The sequence below is a fragment of the Streptomyces sp. CA-251247 genome (assembly GCF_050952975.1).
Taxonomy (GTDB): domain Bacteria; phylum Actinomycetota; class Actinomycetes; order Streptomycetales; family Streptomycetaceae; genus Streptomyces; species Streptomyces achmelvichensis.
This window is the reverse complement of the sequence record NZ_CP191861.1, coordinates 2,320,637-2,341,681: the sequence shown is the minus strand read 5'-3', so window position 1 is coordinate 2,341,681 and position 21,045 is coordinate 2,320,637. Positions and strand designations below refer to the sequence as shown.

21 protein-coding genes are annotated in these 21,045 nt (G+C 70.9%); 12 read left to right on the top strand and 9 right to left on the bottom strand.

Going from position 1 to position 21,045, the window contains the following annotated elements; genetic code table 11:
- Positions 1-96 precede the first annotated feature (96 nt).
- Positions 97-939: an alpha/beta fold hydrolase gene (locus ACQPWZ_RS10355; protein WP_433571162.1), complete on the top strand. Its 843-nt coding sequence runs from the start codon at positions 97-99 to the stop codon at positions 937-939.
- On the top strand, positions 927-1,367 hold the full coding sequence (locus tag ACQPWZ_RS10350; RefSeq protein WP_405569087.1) for a DUF5990 family protein: 441 nt from the start codon (positions 927-929) through the stop codon (positions 1,365-1,367). Before ACQPWZ_RS10355 ends, ACQPWZ_RS10350 begins: the two co-directional genes overlap by 13 nt.
- A 167-nt stretch (positions 1,368-1,534) precedes the next feature.
- On the opposite strand, the gene ACQPWZ_RS10345 is transcribed toward ACQPWZ_RS10350, so the two are convergent.
- Genes ACQPWZ_RS10345 through ACQPWZ_RS10335 form a run of 3 tightly spaced genes read right to left on the bottom strand, consistent with a single transcriptional unit; the run spans position 1,535 to position 3,223 of the window.
- On the bottom strand, positions 1,535-2,197 hold the full coding sequence (locus ACQPWZ_RS10345; protein WP_340472772.1) for a DUF305 domain-containing protein: 663 nt from the start codon (positions 2,195-2,197) through the stop codon (positions 1,535-1,537).
- A 5-nt stretch (positions 2,198-2,202) separates the two neighbouring features.
- Positions 2,203-2,844 (bottom strand): DUF3105 domain-containing protein, encoded by a 642-nt coding sequence (locus ACQPWZ_RS10340; protein ID WP_340472771.1) that lies wholly within the window; start codon positions 2,842-2,844, stop codon positions 2,203-2,205.
- Between the two features lie 58 nt (positions 2,845-2,902).
- A complete protein-coding gene (locus ACQPWZ_RS10335) occupies positions 2,903-3,223 on the bottom strand; it encodes a hypothetical protein (RefSeq protein ID WP_340477820.1) in 321 nt (106 codons plus the stop codon).
- A 310-nt stretch (positions 3,224-3,533) separates the two neighbouring features.
- Here ACQPWZ_RS10335 and glnA point away from each other — a divergent pair, with 310 nt between their 5' ends.
- From glnA to ACQPWZ_RS10305, 6 genes are all read left to right on the top strand, one after another.
- The gene (gene glnA / locus ACQPWZ_RS10330) at positions 3,534-4,895 is read left to right on the top strand and encodes a type I glutamate--ammonia ligase (RefSeq protein ID WP_340472770.1); all 1,362 of its coding nucleotides are present in this window, start codon (positions 3,534-3,536) and stop codon (positions 4,893-4,895) included.
- Between the two features lie 523 nt (positions 4,896-5,418).
- A complete protein-coding gene (locus tag ACQPWZ_RS10325; protein ID WP_313946699.1) occupies positions 5,419-5,760 on the top strand; it encodes an antibiotic biosynthesis monooxygenase family protein in 342 nt (113 codons plus the stop codon).
- Positions 5,757-6,641, top strand: coding sequence for an NAD(P)-dependent oxidoreductase (locus ACQPWZ_RS10320; protein WP_356703547.1), 885 nt, complete (start codon positions 5,757-5,759; stop codon positions 6,639-6,641). The genes ACQPWZ_RS10325 and ACQPWZ_RS10320 overlap by 4 nt, the downstream gene beginning before the upstream one ends.
- Positions 6,638-7,630 carry an amidohydrolase family protein gene (locus tag ACQPWZ_RS10315; protein ID WP_340472756.1) on the top strand — a complete coding sequence of 331 codons (993 nt, stop codon included), beginning with the start codon at positions 6,638-6,640 and terminating at the stop codon, positions 7,628-7,630. Before ACQPWZ_RS10320 ends, ACQPWZ_RS10315 begins: the two co-directional genes overlap by 4 nt.
- Positions 7,627-8,862: a cytochrome P450 family protein gene (locus tag ACQPWZ_RS10310; RefSeq protein ID WP_433571161.1), complete on the top strand. Its 1,236-nt coding sequence runs from the start codon at positions 7,627-7,629 to the stop codon at positions 8,860-8,862. Before ACQPWZ_RS10315 ends, ACQPWZ_RS10310 begins: the two co-directional genes overlap by 4 nt.
- Positions 8,863-8,991: 129 nt before the next feature.
- The gene (locus ACQPWZ_RS10305; RefSeq protein ID WP_340472754.1) at positions 8,992-9,237 is read left to right on the top strand and encodes a hypothetical protein; all 246 of its coding nucleotides are present in this window, start codon (positions 8,992-8,994) and stop codon (positions 9,235-9,237) included.
- A 180-nt stretch (positions 9,238-9,417) separates the two neighbouring features.
- Here ACQPWZ_RS10305 and ACQPWZ_RS10300 read toward each other — a convergent pair whose 3' ends face one another.
- Positions 9,418-9,819: a VOC family protein gene (locus ACQPWZ_RS10300; RefSeq protein WP_433571160.1), complete on the bottom strand. Its 402-nt coding sequence runs from the start codon at positions 9,817-9,819 to the stop codon at positions 9,418-9,420.
- Positions 9,820-9,976: 157 nt separating this feature from the next.
- Here ACQPWZ_RS10300 and ACQPWZ_RS10295 point away from each other — a divergent pair, with 157 nt between their 5' ends.
- Entirely contained in the window at positions 9,977-10,171 is a 195-nt protein-coding gene (locus ACQPWZ_RS10295) for an antitoxin (protein ID WP_391839102.1), read from the top strand.
- 156 nt (positions 10,172-10,327) lie between these two features.
- On the opposite strand, the gene ACQPWZ_RS10290 is transcribed toward ACQPWZ_RS10295, so the two are convergent.
- Together ACQPWZ_RS10290 and ACQPWZ_RS10285 are read right to left on the bottom strand one after the other, a co-directional pair.
- On the bottom strand, positions 10,328-10,762 hold the full coding sequence (locus ACQPWZ_RS10290; protein ID WP_340472751.1) for a VOC family protein: 435 nt from the start codon (positions 10,760-10,762) through the stop codon (positions 10,328-10,330).
- 14 nt (positions 10,763-10,776) lie between these two features.
- Positions 10,777-11,289, bottom strand: coding sequence for a pyridoxamine 5'-phosphate oxidase family protein (locus tag ACQPWZ_RS10285; protein ID WP_340472750.1), 513 nt, complete (start codon positions 11,287-11,289; stop codon positions 10,777-10,779).
- Positions 11,290-11,495: 206 nt separating this feature from the next.
- On the opposite strand from ACQPWZ_RS10285, the gene ACQPWZ_RS10280 reads away from it, so the two are divergent.
- Positions 11,496-14,483 carry a bifunctional [glutamine synthetase] adenylyltransferase/[glutamine synthetase]-adenylyl-L-tyrosine phosphorylase gene (locus ACQPWZ_RS10280; protein ID WP_340472749.1) on the top strand — a complete coding sequence of 996 codons (2,988 nt, stop codon included), beginning with the start codon at positions 11,496-11,498 and terminating at the stop codon, positions 14,481-14,483.
- A gap of 118 nt (positions 14,484-14,601) precedes the next feature.
- Here the strand turns inward: ACQPWZ_RS10280 and ACQPWZ_RS10275 are convergent, their stop codons facing one another.
- From ACQPWZ_RS10275 to ACQPWZ_RS10265, 3 genes are all read right to left on the bottom strand, one after another.
- Positions 14,602-15,474 carry a phosphatase PAP2 family protein gene (locus tag ACQPWZ_RS10275; RefSeq protein WP_340472748.1) on the bottom strand — a complete coding sequence of 291 codons (873 nt, stop codon included), beginning with the start codon at positions 15,472-15,474 and terminating at the stop codon, positions 14,602-14,604.
- Positions 15,475-15,560: 86 nt separating this feature from the next.
- Complete coding sequence (locus tag ACQPWZ_RS10270) at positions 15,561-16,592, bottom strand: LacI family DNA-binding transcriptional regulator (protein ID WP_340472747.1); 1,032 nt, start codon at positions 16,590-16,592, stop codon at positions 15,561-15,563.
- Positions 16,593-16,617: 25 nt separating this feature from the next.
- On the bottom strand, positions 16,618-18,255 hold the full coding sequence (locus tag ACQPWZ_RS10265) for a glycoside hydrolase family 13 protein (protein ID WP_356703542.1): 1,638 nt from the start codon (positions 18,253-18,255) through the stop codon (positions 16,618-16,620).
- Positions 18,256-18,609: 354 nt separating this feature from the next.
- Between ACQPWZ_RS10265 and ACQPWZ_RS10260 the strand changes: the two genes are divergently transcribed.
- A complete protein-coding gene (locus ACQPWZ_RS10260) occupies positions 18,610-19,881 on the top strand; it encodes an extracellular solute-binding protein (protein WP_340472745.1) in 1,272 nt (423 codons plus the stop codon).
- Between the two features lie 133 nt (positions 19,882-20,014).
- Positions 20,015-21,013 (top strand): carbohydrate ABC transporter permease, encoded by a 999-nt coding sequence (locus tag ACQPWZ_RS10255; protein WP_356703541.1) that lies wholly within the window; start codon positions 20,015-20,017, stop codon positions 21,011-21,013.
- The last annotated feature ends 32 nt before the right edge of the window (positions 21,014-21,045 follow it).

Below are 21,045 nucleotides of genomic sequence, written 5' to 3'. Positions count from 1 at the left end.
ATGCCCGGCCCACGGGGCCGGCCGGCCGCCGCCCGTGGCAGGCTGGCGGGAAACTCACGTGCCGTCATCGGCAGGGGCGGGGAGAGGCGGGGCGCAGTGACGTTCGTACGGGTGGGCGGGGTGGCGCACCATGTGGTCGTCGAGGGCGACGGCCCGGTCTGCGTCCTGAGCGCCGGCCTCGCCATGAGCTGGTTCGACTGGGACCCCGTCGTGCCCCTCCTCGCACCGCACCGCACCGTCGTCCGCTTCGACCGGCCGGGCCACGGGCTCAGCGCCCCCGCCACCGTGCCGCCCTCGGCCGCCGGCGAGGCCCACCGCATCGCGGGCCTGCTCGACGCGCTCGGGACGGACGGGCCGGTGACGGTGGTGGGCCACTCGATCGCCGGGTTCCACGCCGAGGCCTTCGCCCGGCTCCATCCTGCCCGCACCGCGGCCGTCGTCCTCGTCGACTCCAGCATCGAGGAGACTGCGCGCAGACCGGCCGCGCCCGCTGTACGCACCGCGGTCACCGGTGCGCTCGGCAGGGCGCTGGGAGCCCTCGGGGTACCGGCCGCCCTCGGCCCGCCGACCCGGCGCGCGGCCGTACGGCTGTCCCGCACGGGCGGTGGCGACCCGGCACCCGCGGACCTCGTACGGCGCTGCTACGGCACCTCGCGCGTCCTGCGCGGCGCGCTGCTGGAGAACACCCACTACCGCGCGGTCGCCGCCGAACTCCTCGACCTACGCGAGCGGTACGCCCTGCCGGAGGTACCGGTCACCGTGCTCGCCGCCGACGCCGCGGGGCGCCGGTGGACGGCGCGGCAGCGGGCGTTCGCCGAACTGCTCGGCGCCCGGTTCCAGGAGGTCGAGGCCGGTCATCTGATCATGCTCGACCGGCCGGACGCGGTGGCCACCGCCGTACTCGACAGCGACCAGGAGGTCTCGGCATGGCACGGCTGACCCTGCGGATCACGGGCCACGAGCTGCCCGGCAGCGTGTGCGGCGACTACCGCGACGTCCATGTGGGCACCCAGCGCGGCCGCGAGCCGGACCAGTTGGTGCGGGCCGACGCGGCCGAGGCGGTGTTCGACATCCCGGTCGAGACGGTCGAGGCCGCCGACGGACCGGCCGACTTCCGCGGCCCGTATGTCCAGGGGCGGCGCGGGGAGCGCTTCGTGTATCTGACGTGGGGCGAGCTCAGGGACGGCGGTGAGTTCGCGATGTTCCGCCGGGCGAAGATCTTCCTCGCCGATCTGCCGGAGGGGGCGGCGTCCGGCGGCACGGCGGAGACCGCGCTCGGTCTGACGGACAGCTGCGGAATGCCGCTCTGCGCGGCGGTCCGCCCGCCCCGGATCACCTGGCGGCTGACGGGGGCGGACGGGCGCTGACGCGGCCGGGACCCCGTGCGGGGGTACGGGCGCGGTCAGGGTCGCAGTGACCCGCGGGTACGGCGGCGGTCACGTCCGGACCGGCCCGTCGCGGACCGACTCGTCGCGGACCGGCTCGTCGCGGACCGGCCGGCCGGAACCGGACCGGGCCGCGCGAACCGGGGTGCTCAGGACCGGGCGTCCGCGCCCCGCTTGTGCAGCAGGTCCACCATCAGGGCGACCTCCGACTCCTGCGCGGCGACCATGCCCGCGGCGAGGTCCCGTTCCGTGTCGACCGAGCACCGCTCCACACAGCCCTTGGCCATGGAGATCCCGCCGTTGTGGTGGACGATCATCAGCTGGAGATACTCGATCTCGGCCTGCTTGCCCACGGCTTTGTCCAGCCGCTCCACATCCGCCTTGGTCGCCATGCCCGGCATCAGCGAGCCGTCCTCGGCCTGATGACCGGTCCCGCCGTGGCCGCCGTGGCCGCCCTTCGCGTCGCCGGCCATCCAGGCCATCGGCTCACTGTCCGCCGCGACCTTCGGCAGGCCCCACAGATCCAGCCAGCCCAGCATCATGCCGCGCTGGTTGGCCTGGGTGTTGGCGATGTCGTACGCCAGACGGCGGACCTCGTCGTCCTGGGTGCCGTCGCGCACGATGAACGACATCTCCACCGCCTGCTGGTGATGGACCGCCATGTCGCGCGCGAACCCGGCATCCGCCGAATCCGCCGTCGGCGTCGCGGCCGTGGCGGAGTCACCACCACCCGCGGAGGCCACCGTGGCGGCCCCCGCGAACAGCAGCGCCAGGACGACCGCCACGACGGCCGCCCAGTGCGTACGGGTCATACGGATCACTTGCCACCCAGACCGTTGGTGCACGCGGCGCCCGGCTCGGGCGTCTGCGGGCCCTGCACGTACTTGGTGAAGAACTGGCTCACGCGCTTGTCGCTCGCGCTGTCGACGGTGACCTGCTTGCCCCACGCGGAGATCATGATGGCGCCCGCCTGGTCCTTGACCGGGCTCATCATCGAGTACGGCGTCTTCTTCACCTTGTCGGCGAGCTTGCTGACCTCGCCGGCCGGTGCCTTGTCGTTGTACGTCACCCACACGGCGCCGTGCTCCAGCGAGTGCACCGCGTTCACGTCGGGGACCGGCTCCGTGTAGACGTCGCCGTTGCAGTTCATCCAGACCTGGTTGTGGTCACCGCCGACCGGCGGCTTCATGGGGTAGGTGACGGCCTTGGCGACATGGTTGCGCCCGAGCTTCTTGGCGTCCCAGGACTTCTCGCCGGTGACCGGCGCCTTCGCCTCGGCGACCTGCTGGTCCTTCTCCTCGGACTCCTTGTTGAGGACGAAGACGCCGAAGCCGACCAGGCCGGCCACGACGACACCGCTGATGGCGATCGTGATGATGCGCCCACGGCGCTCACGCGCCTGCTCGGCGCGGCGCATCTCCTCTATTCGGGCCCGGCGGTCGTTGGTGCGGGAAGCCATGATGTGTCGTCCTTCGTCAATGAAGTGATCAGTGGGGGCGGAGGAGGTGCGGGACGACTCAGGTCCGCAGCACCTGAAGGACGTGCAGGCTCGGAGCGCGGGGCAGCGCGGTGGCATGGGGAGGCCGGGCCGTGCCGGCCGGGGCGTCGAGCCGCGGAAGCTGTTCCCCCGCGTCGAGCGGCGGGTCGAGCGGCGGCGCGGTGAGCACGGCGGGGCTGACCATGGGCAGCAGCCCGCAGGCGCCGTTGTCGTACGGGCACGAGTACGCGGCCACCGTCGTGTCCGGCACCGCGCTGTGGTGGTCGGCCGACGCGCTCGGGCAGATGAAGAGCGCGCCGAGGAGCGTCGCCACGGCACTCAGCAGTGCCACGGGACGCATGGTGCGCGTGAGCCGAGGGCCCCCCATGGCCGCGATCGTAGCGAGCGGGACGGCGCGCCGGAACGGGGGCTCCGTTCCCGGCCCCCGCGACCGGCCGCTTCCGGCCCCTCGCGACCGGCCTCCGCGGCGGCCCTCCCGCCCACGGCCGGGGCCCGTCGAACACGCCCGCCTCAGGTGCGAGGGGACTCAGGGTCGTCTCCCGGTGTGCCCTGACCCACAATGGGCTCAGCCCGGGTTCGCAACCTGCCTGAAACCCATGGGTGGGATGCTCGCGGTAGCAGGCGGCTTGACCAGCAAGGATTGGGTTGACATGGATAAGCAGCAGGAATTCGTGCTCCGTACGCTCGAGGAGCGCGACATCCGCTTCGTGCGCCTGTGGTTCACCGACGTACTCGGCTTCCTGAAGTCGGTCGCGGTGGCCCCGGCCGAGCTGGAACAGGCCTTCGACGAAGGCATCGGCTTCGACGGCTCCGCGATCGAGGGCTTCGCGCGCGTCTACGAGTCCGACATGATCGCCAAGCCCGATCCGAGCACCTTCCAGATCCTGCCCTGGCGCGCCGAGGCCCCCGGGACCGCCCGGATGTTCTGCGACATCCTGATGCCCGACGGCTCTCCGTCCTTCGCGGACCCGCGCTTCGTCCTCAAGCGGATCCTCGCGCGGACCTCGGACCTGGGCTTCACCTTCTACACGCATCCCGAGATCGAGTTCTTCCTGCTGAAGGACAAGCCGCTCGACGGGTCGCGCCCGGTGCCCGCGGACAACTCCGGCTACTTCGACCACACCCCCCAGAACGTCGGCATGGACTTCCGCCGGCAGGCGATCACCATGCTCGAATCGATGGGCATCTCGGTCGAGTTCAGCCACCACGAGGGCGCGCCGGGCCAGCAGGAGATCGACCTGCGGTACGCGGACGCGCTCTCCACGGCGGACAACATCATGACCTTCCGCCTGGTGATGAAGCAGGTCGCGCTGGAGCAGGGCGTGCAGGCGACCTTCATGCCCAAGCCGTTCAGCGAATACCCGGGCTCGGGCATGCACACCCACCTCTCGCTCTTCGAAGGCGACCGGAACGCCTTCTACGAGTCGGGCGCCGAGTACCAGCTCTCCAAGGTCGGCCGGTCCTTCATCGCGGGCCTGCTCACGCACGCGGCCGAGATCTCGGCCGTCACCAACCAGTGGGTCAACTCCTACAAGCGCATCTGGGGCGGCTCGGCCCGCAGCGCGGGCGCGGGCGGCGAGGCGCCTTCGTACATCTGCTGGGGCCACAACAACCGCTCGGCCCTGATCCGCGTCCCGATGTACAAGCCGGGCAAGACGGGCTCGGCCCGCGTGGAGGTCCGCTCCATCGACTCCGGCGCGAACCCGTACCTGACGTACGCGGTGCTGCTGGCGGCGGGCCTGAAGGGCATCGAGGAGGGCTACGAACTTCCGGCCGGCGCGGACGACGACGTATGGGCGCTCTCGGACGCGGAACGCCGCGCGATGGGCATCGAACCGCTGCCGCAGAACCTGGGCGAGGCGATCTCGCTGATGGAACGCAGTGAACTGGTGGCGGAGACGCTGGGGGAGCATGTGTTCGACTTCTTCCTCCGGAACAAGAAGCAGGAGTGGGAGGAGTACCGCAGCGAGGTCACGGCCTTCGAGCTGCGGAAGAACCTGCCGGTGCTGTAGGCGCGGGGCGGTTTCCCGTTCATGAGTCGGCTCCGGGCCGGTGGCAGTAGGCCACCGGCCCGGAGCCGTTCCGTGTCCTGCCCGGCCGGCGCCCACGGCCCGTCGTGTCGATGCCGACCCTGAACCCGCGCGACGCTCCGGGTGGGCGACGGGCTCGCGCGGACGAGCCGGAACCGGTGGGCGCCGACGCACCCGAGTCGCAGGCCTGAGCGCGGCTCCGCCGGCAGCGCTTCCGTCCTCCCGGCCGGCGCTCCGGAGCACCGGATCCGGCGCCCCGGACCCCTCGCCGACCGGCCTTCTCCGCCACTCGAATGGCCCCATCGCGCCACCCCGTGAACACCCGACGACGCTCCGTACCAGGAACGCCTGCACAGGGGCGACTTCAGCCCTCACCCGTACGGGCGACCCGGCGTGGGAGCGCCGTGGCCCCATGGCGCCCTCCCCGCGGTGGAGTTGCAGCGGTGCTGGGCCCATGAGTCGGTAGGAGGCGTGTCCCAGCAGAGCTCACCCACCAGGAGGAGATATGGGCACCGTGCAGAACGGCCATTCGGCCGACAGGCTTTCCGTCGTCTTCGCCGTCCAGGTCACCGAGGGCTGCGAGGAAGGGTTTCTGGAGATGTACGACCAGATCCGGAAGTCCGTCGCCCGCACTCCCGGTCACATCATCGACCGTCTCGGAGAACCCGTGGAGGAGGGCTCCCGTCAGTGGGTCATCACCAGCGAGTGGGAGACCCCTGAGGCCTTCTTCGCCTGGCAGCAGAGCGACGAGCACCAGGAGATGGTGGCTCCGCTGCGCAAGTGGGTCGACTCGACCCAGTCGCTGCGCTTCCGCGTCGTCAAGGAGACCGCGGAGGTGAAGTCATGACGCCCACCCAAGGACCCGTCGCCGTGCTCGGACTCGGCACGATGGGCGCCGGCCTGGCCGGTCGCCTGCTCGACCAGGGCGTACAGGTGCGGGTGTGGAACCGCACCCCGGAGCGTGCCGAGCCGCTGACCAAGGCCGGTGCCGTCGCCGCGGCCCGGCCGATAGAAGCCGTCGAGGGCACGAGCGCGACCATATGCACCGTGTCCGACGGCGAGGCGCTGCGCGCGGTGCTGCGGGGACCCGACGGGGTCCTGGCCGGGGGGTCGTACCCCGGAGCCATCATCTGCGCGAGCACCGTCTCTCCGGACGAGGTCGTCCGCCTGGTGGGCGACGAGCCCTCCGTGCTGGACGTCGGCATGCTCGGCAACCGCGACCATGCCCGCAGCGGAGACCTGCGGCTGTTCGTCGGCGGTGAGGAGCGGGTCTTCACCGCGGGCCGGCCGCTGCTCGACATGCTGGGCAAGGAGGTCGTCCACCTCGGCGCGCTCGGCTCGGGCATGCGGATGAAGCTGCTCCTCAACCTGCTGATGGGCATCGAGGTCCAGGCGATGGCCGAGGCCGCCGAGCTGGCCGCCGTCTCCGGACTCGACCGGCAGCAGGTCCTCGCGACCATCGCGGGCAGCGGTTTCGCCTCGCCGGTGATGGCCTTCAAGTCCAAGCGCCTGGCAGCCGGGCGTTACGACAAGCCGGACTTCCGGCTGCGTCTGATGGCCAAGGACCTCGCGCTCGCCACGGAGCAGGCCGCGGCCGCCGGGCTGCACCTGCCGCTCACCGCCGCTGCCGCGGAGACCCACCTCCGCGCCACCGAGCAGGGCCTCGGCGACGAGGACTGCGCCGCGGTGACCCGCGCGATCGTGCCCGACACGGGAGTGGGCGCATGATCATCGACATTCACGGGCACCTGTCCCCGCCCGAAGCCGCGCAGCGCTTCCCGATGCCCCCCGCCCTGACCGACGTCGACGGCATGCTCGCCGCCCGCGCCGAGGCCGGGATCGACCTCACCATCATCGGCAGCCCCGTCGGGGCCGGCGCGATGGCACGGGTCCCGGGCGTCGACAACTACGCCCAGCCGCGGGACCGGCTGCGCAGCTTCCACGCCTGGATGTCGGGCCTGATCGCCTCGTTCCCGGACCAGCTGCGCGGATACGTGTACGCCAATCCGTTCGGCGACGACGACCATCTGGAGGGTGTCAGGGAGACGTTGGCGGACCCCGCCTTCGTCGGTCTGATCACCACCTCCAGCGTCCACGGCGAGCTGCTCGGCTCGCCCCGGGCCGACTCCTTCTTCGCGCTGGCCGCGGAGGCGGGAGTGCCGGTCATGGTGCACGCCCCGGCCGAACCCGTCGGCACGGAGCACGTCCAGAACATGGGCTTCGTCGAGCAGATCGGCCGCTTCGGCGACCTGACCGTGGGCATGGCGATGCTGGCGTTCGCCGGGTGGCTGGAGAAGTACCCGGATCTGCGGCTCATCGGTGCCACCGGCGGCGGCGCGATGGCGCTGCTGACGGACCGTCTGCAGACGGCGGCGCGGCCCCGGCACTGGGGCCCGCCCGCCGGGGCCCCGGGCGGGCAGCCGGGAGCGGCCGGCGCGCCGCCCGCGCAGCCCGCCGTCGCGCCCGCCGCCGACCCGGGCGCGGCCCTCCAACGGATGTACGTCGACACCAGTCCTCTCAGCGCGGCGCATCTGAGCCTCAACGCGGAGGTCCTGGGGCCCGAACGGATGCTGTTCGGCACCGACTCGCCGCCGATGGCGATGCCACTGACGGAGTGGGTCCGCATGATCGAGAAGCTGCCGGTCGACAAAGCGGCCCAGCAGCGCATCCTCGGCGGCAACGCCGAGGCCCTCTTCGACCTCAGGAGTCGTCCGTGACCACCACGCAAGACCCCGCCGCCGCAGCAGAGCGGTGCACTCCCGAGTTCCGGCGGAACCCGCACCCGGTCTATGAGCACCTGCGGGACAACCAGCCCGTCTGTCCGATGAAGCCGCCGCACGGCATCGACACGTACCTCATCACGCGGTACGAGGACGCCCGGGCCGCTCTGTCGGATCCGCGGCTGAGCAAGGACATGTACGGCGCCATGGACGCGTACCGGAGAATCTTCGGCGACTCGTCGGTGGCGCTGGACGACCACATGCTCAACGCCGACGCGCCCAAGCACACCCGGCTGCGCAAGCTGGTCAACTCGGGGTTCACCCCCCGTCGTGTGGAGGCGCTGCGGCCGAAGATCCAGGGCATCACCGACATGCTGCTGGACGCGTGCCCGAAGCGGGAGGCGTTCGACCTGCTCCCCGCCTTCGCGTTCCCGCTGCCCATCACGGTGATCTGCGAACTTCTCGGTGTACCTCAGGACGAGCGGTCGGACGTCCAGACCTGGTCCACGACGGTGGCCCAGACCGGCTTCAGCGAGGAGTCCAAGCGCGCTCAGCAGCAGGCGGAGGAGAGTCTCCACCGCTACTTCTCGGACCTGATCGCGCGCAAGCGCAGCCACCCAGAGGAGGACCTGCTCAGCGCGCTCACCGAGGCGCGGGACAAGGACGGCGGCCTCACCGAGAACGAGCTCGTCTCGACGGCGTTCCTGCTGATGTTCGCGGGTCACAAGACGACCGCGTACCTCATCGGCAACGCGGTCCAGCACCTTCTCTCCCACCCCGCACAGCTGCGCGCCGTGCAGGACGACCCGGAGCTGATGGGCCGGGCGGTGGAGGAAGTGCTGCGCTACGACGGCTCGGTGGAGAGCGCGACGTTCCGCTTCGCGACCGAGGACGTGGAGATGTCCGAGACGCGGATCCCGAAGGGGTCGCTCGTGCAGATCGCGATCACCTCGGCCAACCGCGATCCGCGGAAGTTCGACTCCCCGGACGAGTTCGACGTGTCCCGGCCCGACAACGCGCAGAACGCCCACGTGGGGTTCGGCAACGGCAGTCACTACTGCCTCGGGGCGCCGCTGGCCCGGATGGAGACGCAGATCGCCCTCACGAGCCTGCTCGGCCGCTTCCCGCGGCTGGCCTTCGCCGACCCGGCGCAGGAGCCGGCCTGGCTCCAGGTTCCGTTTCCGGCCTTCCGCGGCCTCTCGGCACTGCCGGTCGTGCTGGAGCCGTAGCGGTCACCACGGCGCCGCCGTCCGCTGTCCCGGCCCACGGGCCGCTTCAGGACAGCGGACGGCGGCGTTCGCTGCGGTCGGTGACGCGTCGGGCCTTGCCCGTGCGCGCCACAGGAGCACACTGGCCGTATGGCCCTCCCCAGAACGCATCACTGCCAGGCATGCTCGGACACCTCGGCGCACGAACCGGTCCTGCACGAGGACCTCGTTGTCGGCGCGCCGCTGTCGATGGAGGATCTCACCGACGCACAGCGCCTCGACCGTTTCGCCCTCAAATACGCCCACGACGGCTGCCGCGTCACGGAAGTGCGCCGGGTCCCGCACGACAACCTGAGCGGCTACGCCTGGTCGGTGCGCTTCACGGCGGATTCCTGACCGACCCGTAGCGGCCCTGTCTGTTCCTGAGCCGCGCGTTCGTGCCGGTTGCCGACGAAAGCGCGGCCGCAGCCGGGCGGCAGCAGCCGCGCCACCAGCGCGACTGCTGCCTCCGCGGTATCTGCCGGGCAGCAGGTCCTGGCACGCCGCCTCGACAGACCCCAGGTCGGGGACCGTCGCTCACGCCGCTCCCGTCCTCGCCAGGATCTCCATGTAGTGGACGTTCGTCATCACGCCCAGCACGTTGCCGAACGGGTCCACCACCGTCGCCGTCACGAAACCCGGGCCGTGGACCCGCAGCGGCTGGTACTCCTTCGCGCCGAGCGCGAGCAGCCGGTCGACCGTCGCCTCCAGGTCGTCGACCGCCCAGTGGGCGATGGCTCCGCCCGGGGTGGTCGCCGCTCCCGGCGGGGCGTAGGACGCGTCGACGATGCCCAGTTCGTGCTGGTAGTCGCCGATGCGGAACTCGATGTATCCGGGGCGCTCGAAGTACGGCCCGATGCCCAGCAGGTCCGTGTACCAGGCCTCGGCCGCGGCCAGGTCGTCGGCCCAGAAGTTGATGGTGGCGAGTCCTCGGAGCATGGTCGTCGTCCCTTCGTCCCTGCGGTTTCCCCTGAGGGAACGATAGGCGGCCACTAGGCCAGAACCTGTCCTAGTGGGCGGGCCCGTCGGGATGCGAACCCGGCGGTGTGCGGTGACCCTGGAAGAGCGGGGGGCAACGCGGCGAAAGGGATGTCCCATGTCCGTGATGGACAAGCTCAAGCAAATGCTCAAGGGCCACGAGGACCAGGCCGGCAAGGGTGTGGACAAGGCCGGTGACATGGTCGACGGCAAGACCCAGGGCAAGTACAGCGGTCATGTCGACACGGCGCAGGACCGGATGAAGGACCAGCTCCGCTCCGACCGCGACCAGGGCGGCCCGCCTCAGACCTGACGCAGGCCGGTCCCTCTCCACGTCACTCACGCCACTCACGGCCGGACGGCCCGGGCGCCCAGCGCCGGAGCCGCCCGGCCGTCGGCATGAAAGGCCGGCATGAACGGTCCCTCACAGGGCCGGCAGGAAAGGCGGCCGGGCGCGAGGGACCGGCGCTCAGCGCTCCGAGAGCGGGGCCGGTGCTTCCTGGACGACCCAGCCGTTGCCGTCCGGGTCCTTGAAGAACATGAAGGCGTTCCACGTGTCCCCGCGGCCCTCCTCCCACGAGCCGCTCGCGCCGACGTGCTGCACGTTGCTCACCTCGACGCCCCGCTCGAGCAGTTCCGCGTGCGCCTGGTAGATGTCGGTGACACACAGCTGGAGCCCCTGGACCGAACCGGGCGCCATGTCGTGCTGGCCCGGAGCCGGCGGGAGGCCGCTGGAGAGGGCGATCGAGCAGCGGGAGCCGGGCGGGGTCAGCTGGACGATCCGCATGCCCGGGCCGATCTCGGTGTCGGTGTCGACCGCGAAACCGCAGGTGTCCTCGTAGAAGGCCCGTGACCGGTCCAGGTCCGCGACCGGGAGGATGACGACTTCGAGTGTCCATTCCATCGGTGCCGTTCCCTTCACTGGGTGAACTGCCACCGCGTCTGGCTGTAGGGGCTCTTGGCGAACCCGAAGGCCGTACGCGGCTCCACACGGAAGACCAGGGCTGTCCCGCCGTCGCCCACGAAGGCGCCGTCACGGACCTCGAAGGTCCAGTCCGCACCGTACTTCTCGACATACGCACCGGCGAGCGCACGCAGCCGCGCCTCGTCGCTCACGGTGGCCGCGGTGCCCTCCAGCACCAGGTCGTAGCCCTCGTTCAGGGCGTTCGCGCCGGTGGTGAGGACCACTTCCCGATTCTCCCGGAGGTTCTTGGCCTTGCGCTCGTCGGGACCGGTGCAGAAGTGCAGTCCGCCGTCGTGCCACACCGCGATGAGCGGGGTGACGTGCGGACGGCCGTCCGGGCGTACGGTCGACAGCCAGAACACCTCCGCGGTCCTCAGGTGGTCGACGGCCTCCGACCAGTCCGAGGCGGTGGCCTTCTCCTCGCTGTAGCGGGCGTCGAGTTCGGTCACGGGGCTGTTCGCGGCCATGGCGCGGTCCTCTCGGATCGGATGCGGGTCGGGTCCTTGGGGCTCACACAGGGGTGACTGCGAGCCGCGCCCGTATTCATCGGTCGGACGGGTCGGACGCGTCGGGCGGGTGGACAGGCCCTCGAAGGGTCCCCCGCGGCCCCCGGCGGCTACGCTCGAATCCGGACCTTGATCGGACAGCTCTACGCACGACAGGAGACCGCGGGATGACGGTGCCGGGGCGCAGAAGCAGTACGTTCACCCGACTGCTGCGGCACGGTTTCACCGACCCCGGCGAGGCCGAGCGGTTCCTCGAACTCCCCGACATGGCATCCGTACGGACCGACCCGGTGCTCCTGGAAGCGCTCGGCGCCGTCGCCGACCCCGACCTGGCGCTGCGCAGCCTCGTACGGCTGGTGGAGGGACAGGAACCGCCCGACCGCCGGGTCCTGCTCGACACCCTGGTCAGTGCGAAGCCGCTGCGCGACCGGTTGCTCGGGGTGCTGGGCGCGTCCGAGGCGCTCGGCGACCACCTGGCCCGGCACCCGGGCGACTGGCGGGCCCTGGCCACCTACGAGTCGGCGGACCTGCACCCGGGCGTCGAGGAGTTCGAGCGGTGTCTCGCCGACGCGGCCGACCCGGTGACGCTGCGGATCGCCTACCGGCGCTGTCTGCTCTCCATCGCGGCCCGTGACGTGTGCGGGACGACCGATGTCGCGCAGACCGCCGCCGAACTGGCCGACCTCGCCACCGCCACCCTGCGCGCGGCGCTCGCCATCGCCCGCAGCGCCGCCCCCGCCGACGCGGCCCAGTGCCGCCTCGCCGTCATCGCGATGGGCAAGTGCGGCGGCCACGAGCTCAATTACGTCTCCGACGTGGACGTGATCTTCGTGGGGGAGCCGTCCGACGGCGCCGACGAGAGCAAGGCGATGCAGGCCGCGACCCGGCTGGCCTCCCACCTCATGCGGATCTGCTCCGAGACCACCGTCGAGGGCACGATCTGGCCGGTGGACGCCAATCTGCGGCCCGAGGGCCGCAACGGGCCGCTGGTGCGGACCTTGTCCAGCCATCTCGCGTACTACCAGCGCTGGGCCAAGACCTGGGAGTTCCAGGCGCTGCTCAAGGCCCGGCCCGTCGCCGGTGATCCGTCCCTCGGCGAGGACTACATCGAGGCCGTCTCGCCCCTGGTGTGGCAGGCCGCCGAGCGGGAGAACTTCGTCCCCGACGTGCAGAAGATGCGCCGCCGTGTGGTCGACAACATCCCGGTGGCCGAGGTGGAGCGCGAGCTCAAGCTCGGCCCCGGCGGGCTGCGGGACGTCGAGTTCGCCGTGCAGCTGCTCCAGTTGGTGCACGGGCGCAGCGACGCCACCCTGCACAGCGGCAGCACCCTGGAGGCCCTTCAGGCGCTGGCGGCGGGCGGATACGTCGGCCGGGTGGACGCGGCGCAGCTGGACGAGGCGTACCGCTTCCTGCGCGCCATGGAGCACCGGATTCAGCTGTACCGGTTGCGGCGTACGCATCTCGTGCCCGATCAGGAGGCCGATCTGCGGCGCCTCGGGCGCTCGCTGGGGATGCGTACCGACCCGGTCACCGAGCTCAACAAGGAATGGCGGCGGCACGCGTCGGTCGTGCGCCGGCTGCACGAGAAGATCTTCTACCGGCCCCTGCTCGACGCCGTCGCCCAGCTCACCCCCGGCGAGACCCGGCTCAGCCCGAAGGCCGCGGGACAGCGGCTGGAGGCGCTCGGCTACGGGGACCCGGCCGCGGCGCTGCGGCATCTGGAAGCCCTCGCTTCCGGGGTCACCCGCAAGGCGGCGATCCAGCGGACCCTGCTGCCGGTGCTGCTGGGCTGGTTCGCCGACTCGGCCGACCCGGACGCGGGGCTGCTGGGCTTCCGCAAGGTGTCCGACGCGCTCGGCAAGACGCCCTGGTACCTGCGACTGCTGCGGGACGAGGGGGCGGCCGCGGAGAATCTGGCGCGCGTGCTCTCCGCCGGCCGTCTCGCGCCCGACCTGCTGCTGCGGGCGCCGGAGGCGGTCGCCATCCTCGGTGACCCGGAGGGACTGAAGCCGCGCGGCCGGGACCACCTGGAACAGGAGATCCTGGCGGCCGTCGGGCGCGCCGACACCGCGGAGGGCGCGGTCGCCGCGGCCCGCGGGGTCCGCCGGCGGGAGCTGTTCCGCACCACGTCCGCCGACCTCATCGGCTCGTACGGCACCGAGGAGAGCCCCGCCGAGACGGATACGGGCGCGCTGGTCGACCAGATCGGGGGAGCCGTCACCGACCTGAACGCGGCGACGATCGCGGGCGCGCTCCGGGCGGCCGTACGACAGCAGTGGGGCGACGAACTGCCGACCCGGTTCGCCGTCATCGGCATGGGACGCTTCGGCGGGCACGAGATGAGTTACGGCTCGGACGCGGATGTGCTTTTCGTGCACGAACCGCGCGAGGGCGTGGACGAGCAGGAGGCCGCCCGGGCCGCGAACGCCGTGGTCTCGGAGATCCGGCGGCTGCTCCAACTGCCCACGGCGGACCCGCCGTTGCTGATCGACGCGGATCTGCGCCCGGAGGGCAAGAGCGGGCCGATGGTCCGCACGCTCCGTTCCTACGAGGCGTACTACCGCCGGTGGGCGCTCGTGTGGGAGAGCCAGGCGCTGCTGCGGGCCGAGCCGATGGCGGGGGACCGGGAGCTCGGCGCCCGCTTCATCGAGCTGGTCGACCCGCTGCGCTACCCGGCGGAGGGCCTCGGGGACGACGCGGTCCGCGAGATCCGCAGGCTGAAGGCGCGGATGGAGTCCGAACGGCTGCCGAGGGGCGCGGACCCCACGCTGCACACGAAGCTCGGGCGCGGCGGCCTGAGCGATGTCGAATGGACGGTCCAGCTGTTGCAGATGCAGCACGGCTGGGCGGAACCGGGACTGCGGACGACCCGCACCCGCGAGGCACTGGCCGCGGCGCACGCGGCGGACCTGATCGGCACGGAGGACGCGCAGATCCTCGACGAGGCCTGGGTCCTCGCGGCCCGCGTCCGCAACGCCGTGATGCTGGTCCGCGGCCGCGCCGGCGACACGTTCCCCTCGGAGAGCCGCGAGCTGGCGGCCGTGGGCCGATATCTGGGGTACGGACCGGGGCACGTGGGCGACATGCTCGACGACTACCGGAGGATCACGCGACGGGCGCGGGCGGTCGTGGAGGTGCTGTTCTACGGCGCGTGAGCGGTCCCGGCGGCCCCCCGGACACGGCTGCGGAGCCCGGGTCCCGCGAGCGGCCGGGCAAGGCGCCGGTCCGCGTGCGTCTGCGGTGCAGGGTCCCGCTGACCCGCGAGCGGCCGGATCAGACCCGGGCGGGCAGCAGGCTCTTCCGGCTCCCGCTCTCCGGCAGGCGGGGCAGCCGGTGCGGCGCCGCGCCGAACCAGACGTACGAGAGCGCGAAGCCGAAGGCCAGGCAGATCATGCCGCCGACCGCGTCCAGCCAGAAGTGGTTCGCCGTCGCGACGATGACGACCAGCGTCGCCGTCGGGTACAGCAGGCCCAGGATCCGTGCCCACGGGGCGGAGGCCACCGCGCAGATGATGAGGCCGCACCACAGCGACCAGCCGATGTGCATCGACGGCATCGCCGCGTACTGGTTCGACATGTTCTTCAGGTTGCCCGAGGCCATCGAGCCCCAGGTGTGGTGGACGAGCACGGTGTCCACGAAGTCCTGGTTGCTCATCAACCGAGGGGGCGCAAGCGGATACAGGTAGTAACCGACCAGTGCCACGCCCGTCGTCGCGAACAGGGCGAGGCGGGCGGCCGCGTACCGTCCCGGATGCCACCGGTACAGCCACACCAGCACACCGATCGTCACGATGAAGTGCAGCGTCGCGTAGTAGTAGTTCATCGAGACGATCAGCCATGTCACCGAGTTCACGGCATGGTTGACCGACTGCTCGACCGCTATGCCGAGTGTCTGCTCGACGCGCCAGATCCAGTCGGCGTTGTGCAGCGCCTGCGTCTTCTGCTCCGGCACGGCGTTGCGGATCAGCGAGTACGTCCAGTAACTGACCGCGATCAGCAGGACTTCGAACCAGATCCGGGGCCGGCGCGGCGACCGTAGAGTCTGCAGTCGGGTACGCCGGACATGCGGCGTTTCGGCGACCTCGTCCGTCATGGGTGACGGGGTGGCCGTCCGGCCTTCCAAACTCTTCACGGTCGTTTCACCCATGGGACGAGAGTCTGCCAGATGCGCGCCCACCGACCGATCATCCCCCGGTCTGGTTCCCCTCGCACCCGATCCGACTCAGGGAGGAGTCAGCCCCGGACAGCGGCTCCGGGGCCCGACGCCGTCGACCCGCGAACCACCAGCTCAGGCATGAAAATGAACTCGCTGTGCGGGGCAGGGGTGCCCCCGATCTCCTCCAGCAGGGTCCGTACGGCGGCCTGTCCCATGGCCTGCACGGGCTGCCGGATCGTGGTCAGCGGCGGATCCGTGAACGCTATGAGGGGGGAGTCGTCGAAACCCACCACCGAGACGTCGCGCGGCACCTCCAGGCCCAGCCCGCGGGCGGCCCGGATCGCGCCGAGCGCCATCATGTCGCTCGCGCACACCACGGCGGTGCACCCCTCCCCGATCAGGGCGCCGGCCGCGGCCTGACCGCCTTCGAGGGTGTAGAGGGAGTGCTGGATGAGCTCTTCCGATTCCTCGGGGGCGAGCCCGAGTTGGATCTCCATGGCCTGCTGGAAACCCTCGATCTTCCGCAGCACGGGCACGAACCGCTTCGGGCCGACCGCCAGGCCGATCCGCGTGTGGCCGAGCGAGGCGAGGTGGGTCACCGCCAGATGCATCGCCGCCCGGTCGTCGGGCGAGACGAAGGGAGCCTTCACCTTGGGCGAGAAGCCGCCCAGGAGGACATAGGGCACGCCCTGTCCGCGCAACTGGTCGTAGCGCTGCATGTCCGCGGTGGTGTCCGCGTGCAGTCCCGAGACGAAGATGATGCCGGACACGCCCCGGTCCACCAGCATTTCGGTGAGTTCGTCCTCGGTGGAGCCGCCCGGTGTCTGGGTGGCCAGGACGGGGGTGTACCCCTGCCGGGTCAGTGCCTGGCCGATGACCTGGGCAAGGGCCGGGAAGATCGGGTTGTCGAGCTCGGGGGTTATCAGACCGACCAGTCCGGCGCTGCGCTGGCGCAGACGCACCGGGCGTTCGTAGCCGAGCACGTCGAGCGCCGCGAGTACGGATTCGCGGGTGGCTGCGGCCACACCGGGCTTGCCGTTGAGCACGCGGCTGACTGTGGCTTCGCTGACCCCCGCCTGGGCTGCGATGTCGGCAAGCCGTGCGGTCACAGGATTGGACTGTACCGGGCGCACGTCAGATTGCCCACCACGCACAGGAATCAGCCGGAATACGGGCTGTGTCGCCCGGCTGGTCCATGGCATCGGAGGAGATCAGCAGCCGTCCCGGCGTGGGGAGTTCGACCGCCGACGCGGTGGTGTTGAGGGTGCAGACCAGGCCGTTTCGGGCCAGTACGAGCAGTCCGTCGGGCCCCGGCAGCCACCGCATCGGGCCGCCCGGCAGCTGACGGCGCAGGGCCAGGGCCGAGCGGTAGAGCTCCAGCGTGGAGAGCGGGTCGCCGGTCTGGGCGGCCACCGAGAGTGCGCCCCACTCGGCGGGCTGCGGAAGCCAGCTGCCGCCCTCGCCGAAGCCGTACGACGGGCCCTTTGCGGTCCACGGGATCGGCACCCGGCAGCCGTCGCGGAAGCCGTCCTGCCCCGCCGCGCGGAAGAACGCGGGGTCCTGGCGCACCTCGCTCGGCAGGTCGGTGACCTCGGGGAGTCCGAGCTCCTCGCCCTGGTAGATGTACGTCGAGCCGGGCAGCGCGAGCATCAGCAGCGCGGCCGCGCGGGCGCGGCGCAGCCCCTGGGCGCCGCCGCCGTAGCGGGTGGGGTGGCGGACCACGTCGTGGTTGGAGAGCACCCAGGTGGTGGGTGCCCCGACCGACGCGGTGGCGGCCAGCGACTCGTCGATCACGCTGCGCATCGCCGCCGGCTCCCACGGGCACCGCAGGAACTGGAAGTTGAAGGCCTGGTGCAGCTCGTCGGGGCGTACGTACAGCGCCAGCCGTTCCGCGCTGGGCGCCCAGGCCTCGGCGACCCCGATCCGCTCGCCCGGGTAGGAATCGAGCAGTCTGCGCCAGCCGCGGTGGATCTCGTGGACCCCGTCCTGGTCGAAGAACGGCAGTGTCTGGGAACCGATCAGGCTGGCCTGTTCCCCGTGGCCGATGTCCGGCATTCCGGCGGCCTTGACCATGCCGTGCGCGACGTCGATGCGGAAACCGTCCACACCGAGGTCCAGCCAGAAGCGCAGGACCGAGTCGAACTCCTCGTGGACCTCCTGGTTGTCCCAGTTGAGGTCGGGCTGCTCGGGTGCGAAGAGGTGCAGGTACCAGGCGCCGTCGGGGGTGCGGGTCCAGGCCGGGCCGCCGAAGACGGATTCCCAGTCGTTCGGCGGCAGCTCGCCGTGCGCGCCCCTGCCGGGCCGGAAGTGGTAGCGCCGGCGGGCGCCGTCGGGGTCGGGGTCCGCGAGCGCGGCCAGGAACCACGGGTGCTGGTCCGAGGTGTGGTTCGGGACGACGTCCACGATCACCCGCAGGCCCAGCTCGTGGGCGGTGCGCACCAGGTCGTCGGCGTCGGCGAGATCCCCGAAGAGCGGGTCGACGGCCCGGTAGTCGGCGACGTCGTAGCCGCCGTCGGCCTGGGGGGAGGCATAGAAGGGGGTGAGCCATACGGCGTCGATGCCCAGCTCGGCCAGGTGCGGCAGGCGTTCGGTGGCGCCGCGCAGATCGCCGATGCCGTCGCCGTCGCTGTCGGCGAAGGAGCGGACGTACACCTGGTAGATGACGGCATCGCGCCACCAGTCGCGGCCCTCGCTGGAAGAGCTTGCAGGGCTCTGTCCCTCGGCTGCCGTGGGCGCGGGGAGGCCGACGGCGGGAGCGAGTTCGTGGGTCATGAGTGGGTCCCTCTCGTACGGTCCGGAGGCGGGGGGACGTACAACCAACGAGGTCAACGTGGGTGCGGGCGCTTGGTGACGGTGCTCGGGAACCAAAATATCAGCTCTGCAAGATCTTGCGGAAGTGATTGCGGGGGCGCACGGGGGCGGTCGGAGGAGCCACCGTCAAGCGATGCAACGGCAACTCTCCGGACACGTGGATGTAACGATCCTCCGCCCTTGCAGAAAATTGCCGCAAGGTCTTTCCGCTTCCTTTCATCCTTGTTACGTTCCTGCCGAACCCGGCGCCGCGAGGGAGCGGTCGGCGGGAGGCCCCCGGCCTCCGCCATCTCGGGCATCTCTGAAGGAGTTCACATGCGGCGTGGCATAGCGGCCACCGCGCTGGTAGCGGCACTGGCACTGGCAGCGACGGCGTGCGGCGGGGACGACAGCGGTGACGAGGCCGGCGGCCCGGTCACCCTGACCTGGTGGGACACGTCCAACGCGACGAACGAGGCGCCGACGTACAAGGCGATGATCGCCGAGTTCGAGAAGGCCAACAAGGACATCAAGGTCAAGTACGTCAACGTCCCGTTCGACCAGGCGCAGAACAAGTTCCAGACCGCGGCCGGCAGCAAGGGCGCGCCGGACATCGTCCGGGCCGAGGTCGGCTGGACCGCCGCCTGGGCCAAGTCGCAGTTCCTCGCCCCCCTCGACGGGACGGACGCCCTCAAGAACACCGAGGACATCACTCCCTCGCTCCTCAAGCAGGCCCAGTACGAGGGCAAGACCTACGGCGCCCCCTTCGTCACCGACTCCCTCGGCCTGATGTGGAACAAGGAGATCCTGAAGAAGGCCGGCTACGACAAGGCGCCCGCCACCTGGGACGAGGTCAAGGCCGTCTCCAAGGCGGTCAAGGAGAAGGCCAAGGTCGACGGCTTCACGCTGCGCGCCGACGCCTACTTCGAGCTGCCCTTCCTCTTCGGCGAGGGCACCGACATGGTCGACGCCCAGGCGAAGAAGATCACCGTCAACTCGCCCGAGGCCGTCAAGGCCGTGGACGCGAGCAAGGCCCTCCTCGAGGCTCCGGGTGTCTCCAAGCTCGACGTGACCGCCGACGCGTACGCCCACATGATGGACGCGTTCAACACCGGCAAGGTCGCGATGATCCTCCAGGGTCCCTGGGAGCTCACGAACATCTACAAGGGCGCCGCGTTCAAGGACAAGGCGAACCTCGGCATCTCCGGCGTCCCGGCCGGCGCCACCGGCAAGGCCGGCGCCCCGACCGGCGGCCACAACCTCTCCGTGTACGCCGGCTCCGACAAGGCGCACCAGGCCGCGGCCCAGAAGTTCGTCGGCTTCATGACCTCGGGCGAGACCCAGGCCAAGATCGCGCTGAAGAACGGCACGCTGCCGACCCGTACCTCCGCCTACACCGCCGAGGTCAAGGCCACCCCGGGCATCACCGAGTTCCAGGCGATCCTCGCCGGCTCCGCCCGCCCGCGTCCCGAACTGCCCGAGTACAGCTCGCTCTTCGCCGACCTGGGCACCAACCTCACGGCGATCCTCCAGGGCAAGGTGAGCACGCAGAAGGGTCTCGACACCACCGCCGAGTCCTACAAGAAGCTGCTCAAGGACTTCTCCTAAGGCCGTCGGCCGTCCGGACCCGGCTCCCGACAGGGGGCGGGACCGGGCGGCCGCCCGTCGTGGTGCGGCCCGCAGCCGGGCCGTGCCACCACGCCGTACACCCTGCTGAGAATCTGTCGTAAAGGTGTCGAAGATGACCGTCGCCGTCGAGGGCGGAAGCGATAAGACCCGGCGTGGCGCTGGGCAGCGTCCCGGGCCGATGAGCCGTATCAGGCAGTCGTACAACCGGAACTGGTACGCCTGGGCCATGGTCGCCCCCGTGGTGGCGGTCATCGGCGTCCTGGTGCTCTACCCCCTGGTCCGCGGCATCTATCTGTCGCTGACCGATGCCAACAGCCAGAACGTCGGCCGGACCATCGGCGTCAACGAGATCCCCGACAGCTTCTCGTGGGTGGGCCTCGACAACTACACGGAGATCCTCTCCGGCGGCGACCACCAGTTCTGGCCCCACTTCACCTGGACCATCGTCTGGACCGTCGTCTGTGTGGCCCTGCACTACGGCATCGGCATGGGGCTCGCCCTGATGCTGAACCGCAAGCTCCGCGGCCGCACCTTCTACCGGATGGTCCTGATCCTGCCGTGGGCCGTGCCCACCTTCGTCACCGTCTTCGCCTGGCGGCTGATCCTCGCCGACGACGGCGGCGTCCTCAACATGGCGCTGGAATGGGCGCATCTGCCGACCCCGGCCTGGCTGAGCGACCCGTTCTGGCAGAAGACCGCCGCCATCATGGTCAACACCTGGGTCGGCGTCCCGTTCATGATGGTCTCGCTGCTCGGCGGTCTGCAGTCGATCCCGCCCGAGCTCTACGAGGCCGCCGAGGTCGACGGAGCCACCCCCTGGCAGCGCTTCCGCTTCGTGACGCTCCCGGGTCTGCGCTCGGTCAGCAGCACGGTCGTCCTGCTCGGCGTGATCTGGACCTTCAACCAGTTCGTGGTCATCTTCCTGCTGTTCGGCAACAACTCGGGCACCGACGCCCAGATCCTCGTCACCTGGGCGTACCGCCTCGGCTTCGGACAGGAGCCGCGCGACTACGCGGGCTCCGCCGCCTACGGCGTCATCATCCTGTCGATGCTCATCGTCTTCGCCTCCTTCTACCGGCGCTGGCTGGCCCGCAACGAGAAGGCCGTCTGACGGTCCGTACACGGCCAACGGGCCATCAGAAG

What these genes read in the sequence shown, in the direction of transcription:
- ACQPWZ_RS10285 (WP_340472750.1), bottom strand. Translation starts at nt 11,289, where the DNA reads ATGGCCGCGAACAGCCCCGTGACCGAACTCGACGCCCGCTACAGCGAG.
- ACQPWZ_RS10345 (WP_340472772.1), bottom strand. Translation starts at nt 2,197, where the DNA reads ATGACCCGTACGCACTGGGCGGCCGTCGTGGCGGTCGTCCTGGCGCTG.
- ACQPWZ_RS10275 (WP_340472748.1), bottom strand. Translation starts at nt 15,474, where the DNA reads ATGGGTGAAACGACCGTGAAGAGTTTGGAAGGCCGGACGGCCACCCCG.
- ACQPWZ_RS10265 (WP_356703542.1), bottom strand. Translation starts at nt 18,255, where the DNA reads ATGACCCACGAACTCGCTCCCGCCGTCGGCCTCCCCGCGCCCACGGCA.
- ACQPWZ_RS10255 (WP_356703541.1), top strand. Translation starts at nt 20,015, where the DNA reads ATGACCGTCGCCGTCGAGGGCGGAAGCGATAAGACCCGGCGTGGCGCT.
- ACQPWZ_RS10325 (WP_313946699.1), top strand. Translation starts at nt 5,419, where the DNA reads ATGGGCACCGTGCAGAACGGCCATTCGGCCGACAGGCTTTCCGTCGTC.
- ACQPWZ_RS10295 (WP_391839102.1), top strand. Translation starts at nt 9,977, where the DNA reads ATGTCCGTGATGGACAAGCTCAAGCAAATGCTCAAGGGCCACGAGGAC.
- ACQPWZ_RS10340 (WP_340472771.1), bottom strand. Translation starts at nt 2,844, where the DNA reads ATGGCTTCCCGCACCAACGACCGCCGGGCCCGAATAGAGGAGATGCGC.
- ACQPWZ_RS10350 (WP_405569087.1), top strand. Translation starts at nt 927, where the DNA reads ATGGCACGGCTGACCCTGCGGATCACGGGCCACGAGCTGCCCGGCAGC.
- ACQPWZ_RS10320 (WP_356703547.1), top strand. Translation starts at nt 5,757, where the DNA reads ATGACGCCCACCCAAGGACCCGTCGCCGTGCTCGGACTCGGCACGATG.
- ACQPWZ_RS10315 (WP_340472756.1), top strand. Translation starts at nt 6,638, where the DNA reads ATGATCATCGACATTCACGGGCACCTGTCCCCGCCCGAAGCCGCGCAG.
- ACQPWZ_RS10305 (WP_340472754.1), top strand. Translation starts at nt 8,992, where the DNA reads ATGGCCCTCCCCAGAACGCATCACTGCCAGGCATGCTCGGACACCTCG.
- ACQPWZ_RS10290 (WP_340472751.1), bottom strand. Translation starts at nt 10,762, where the DNA reads ATGGAATGGACACTCGAAGTCGTCATCCTCCCGGTCGCGGACCTGGAC.
- ACQPWZ_RS10260 (WP_340472745.1), top strand. Translation starts at nt 18,610, where the DNA reads ATGCGGCGTGGCATAGCGGCCACCGCGCTGGTAGCGGCACTGGCACTG.
- ACQPWZ_RS10280 (WP_340472749.1), top strand. Translation starts at nt 11,496, where the DNA reads ATGACGGTGCCGGGGCGCAGAAGCAGTACGTTCACCCGACTGCTGCGG.
- glnA (WP_340472770.1), top strand. Translation starts at nt 3,534, where the DNA reads ATGGATAAGCAGCAGGAATTCGTGCTCCGTACGCTCGAGGAGCGCGAC.
- ACQPWZ_RS10335 (WP_340477820.1), bottom strand. Translation starts at nt 3,223, where the DNA reads ATGCGTCCCGTGGCACTGCTGAGTGCCGTGGCGACGCTCCTCGGCGCG.
- ACQPWZ_RS10300 (WP_433571160.1), bottom strand. Translation starts at nt 9,819, where the DNA reads ATGCTCCGAGGACTCGCCACCATCAACTTCTGGGCCGACGACCTGGCC.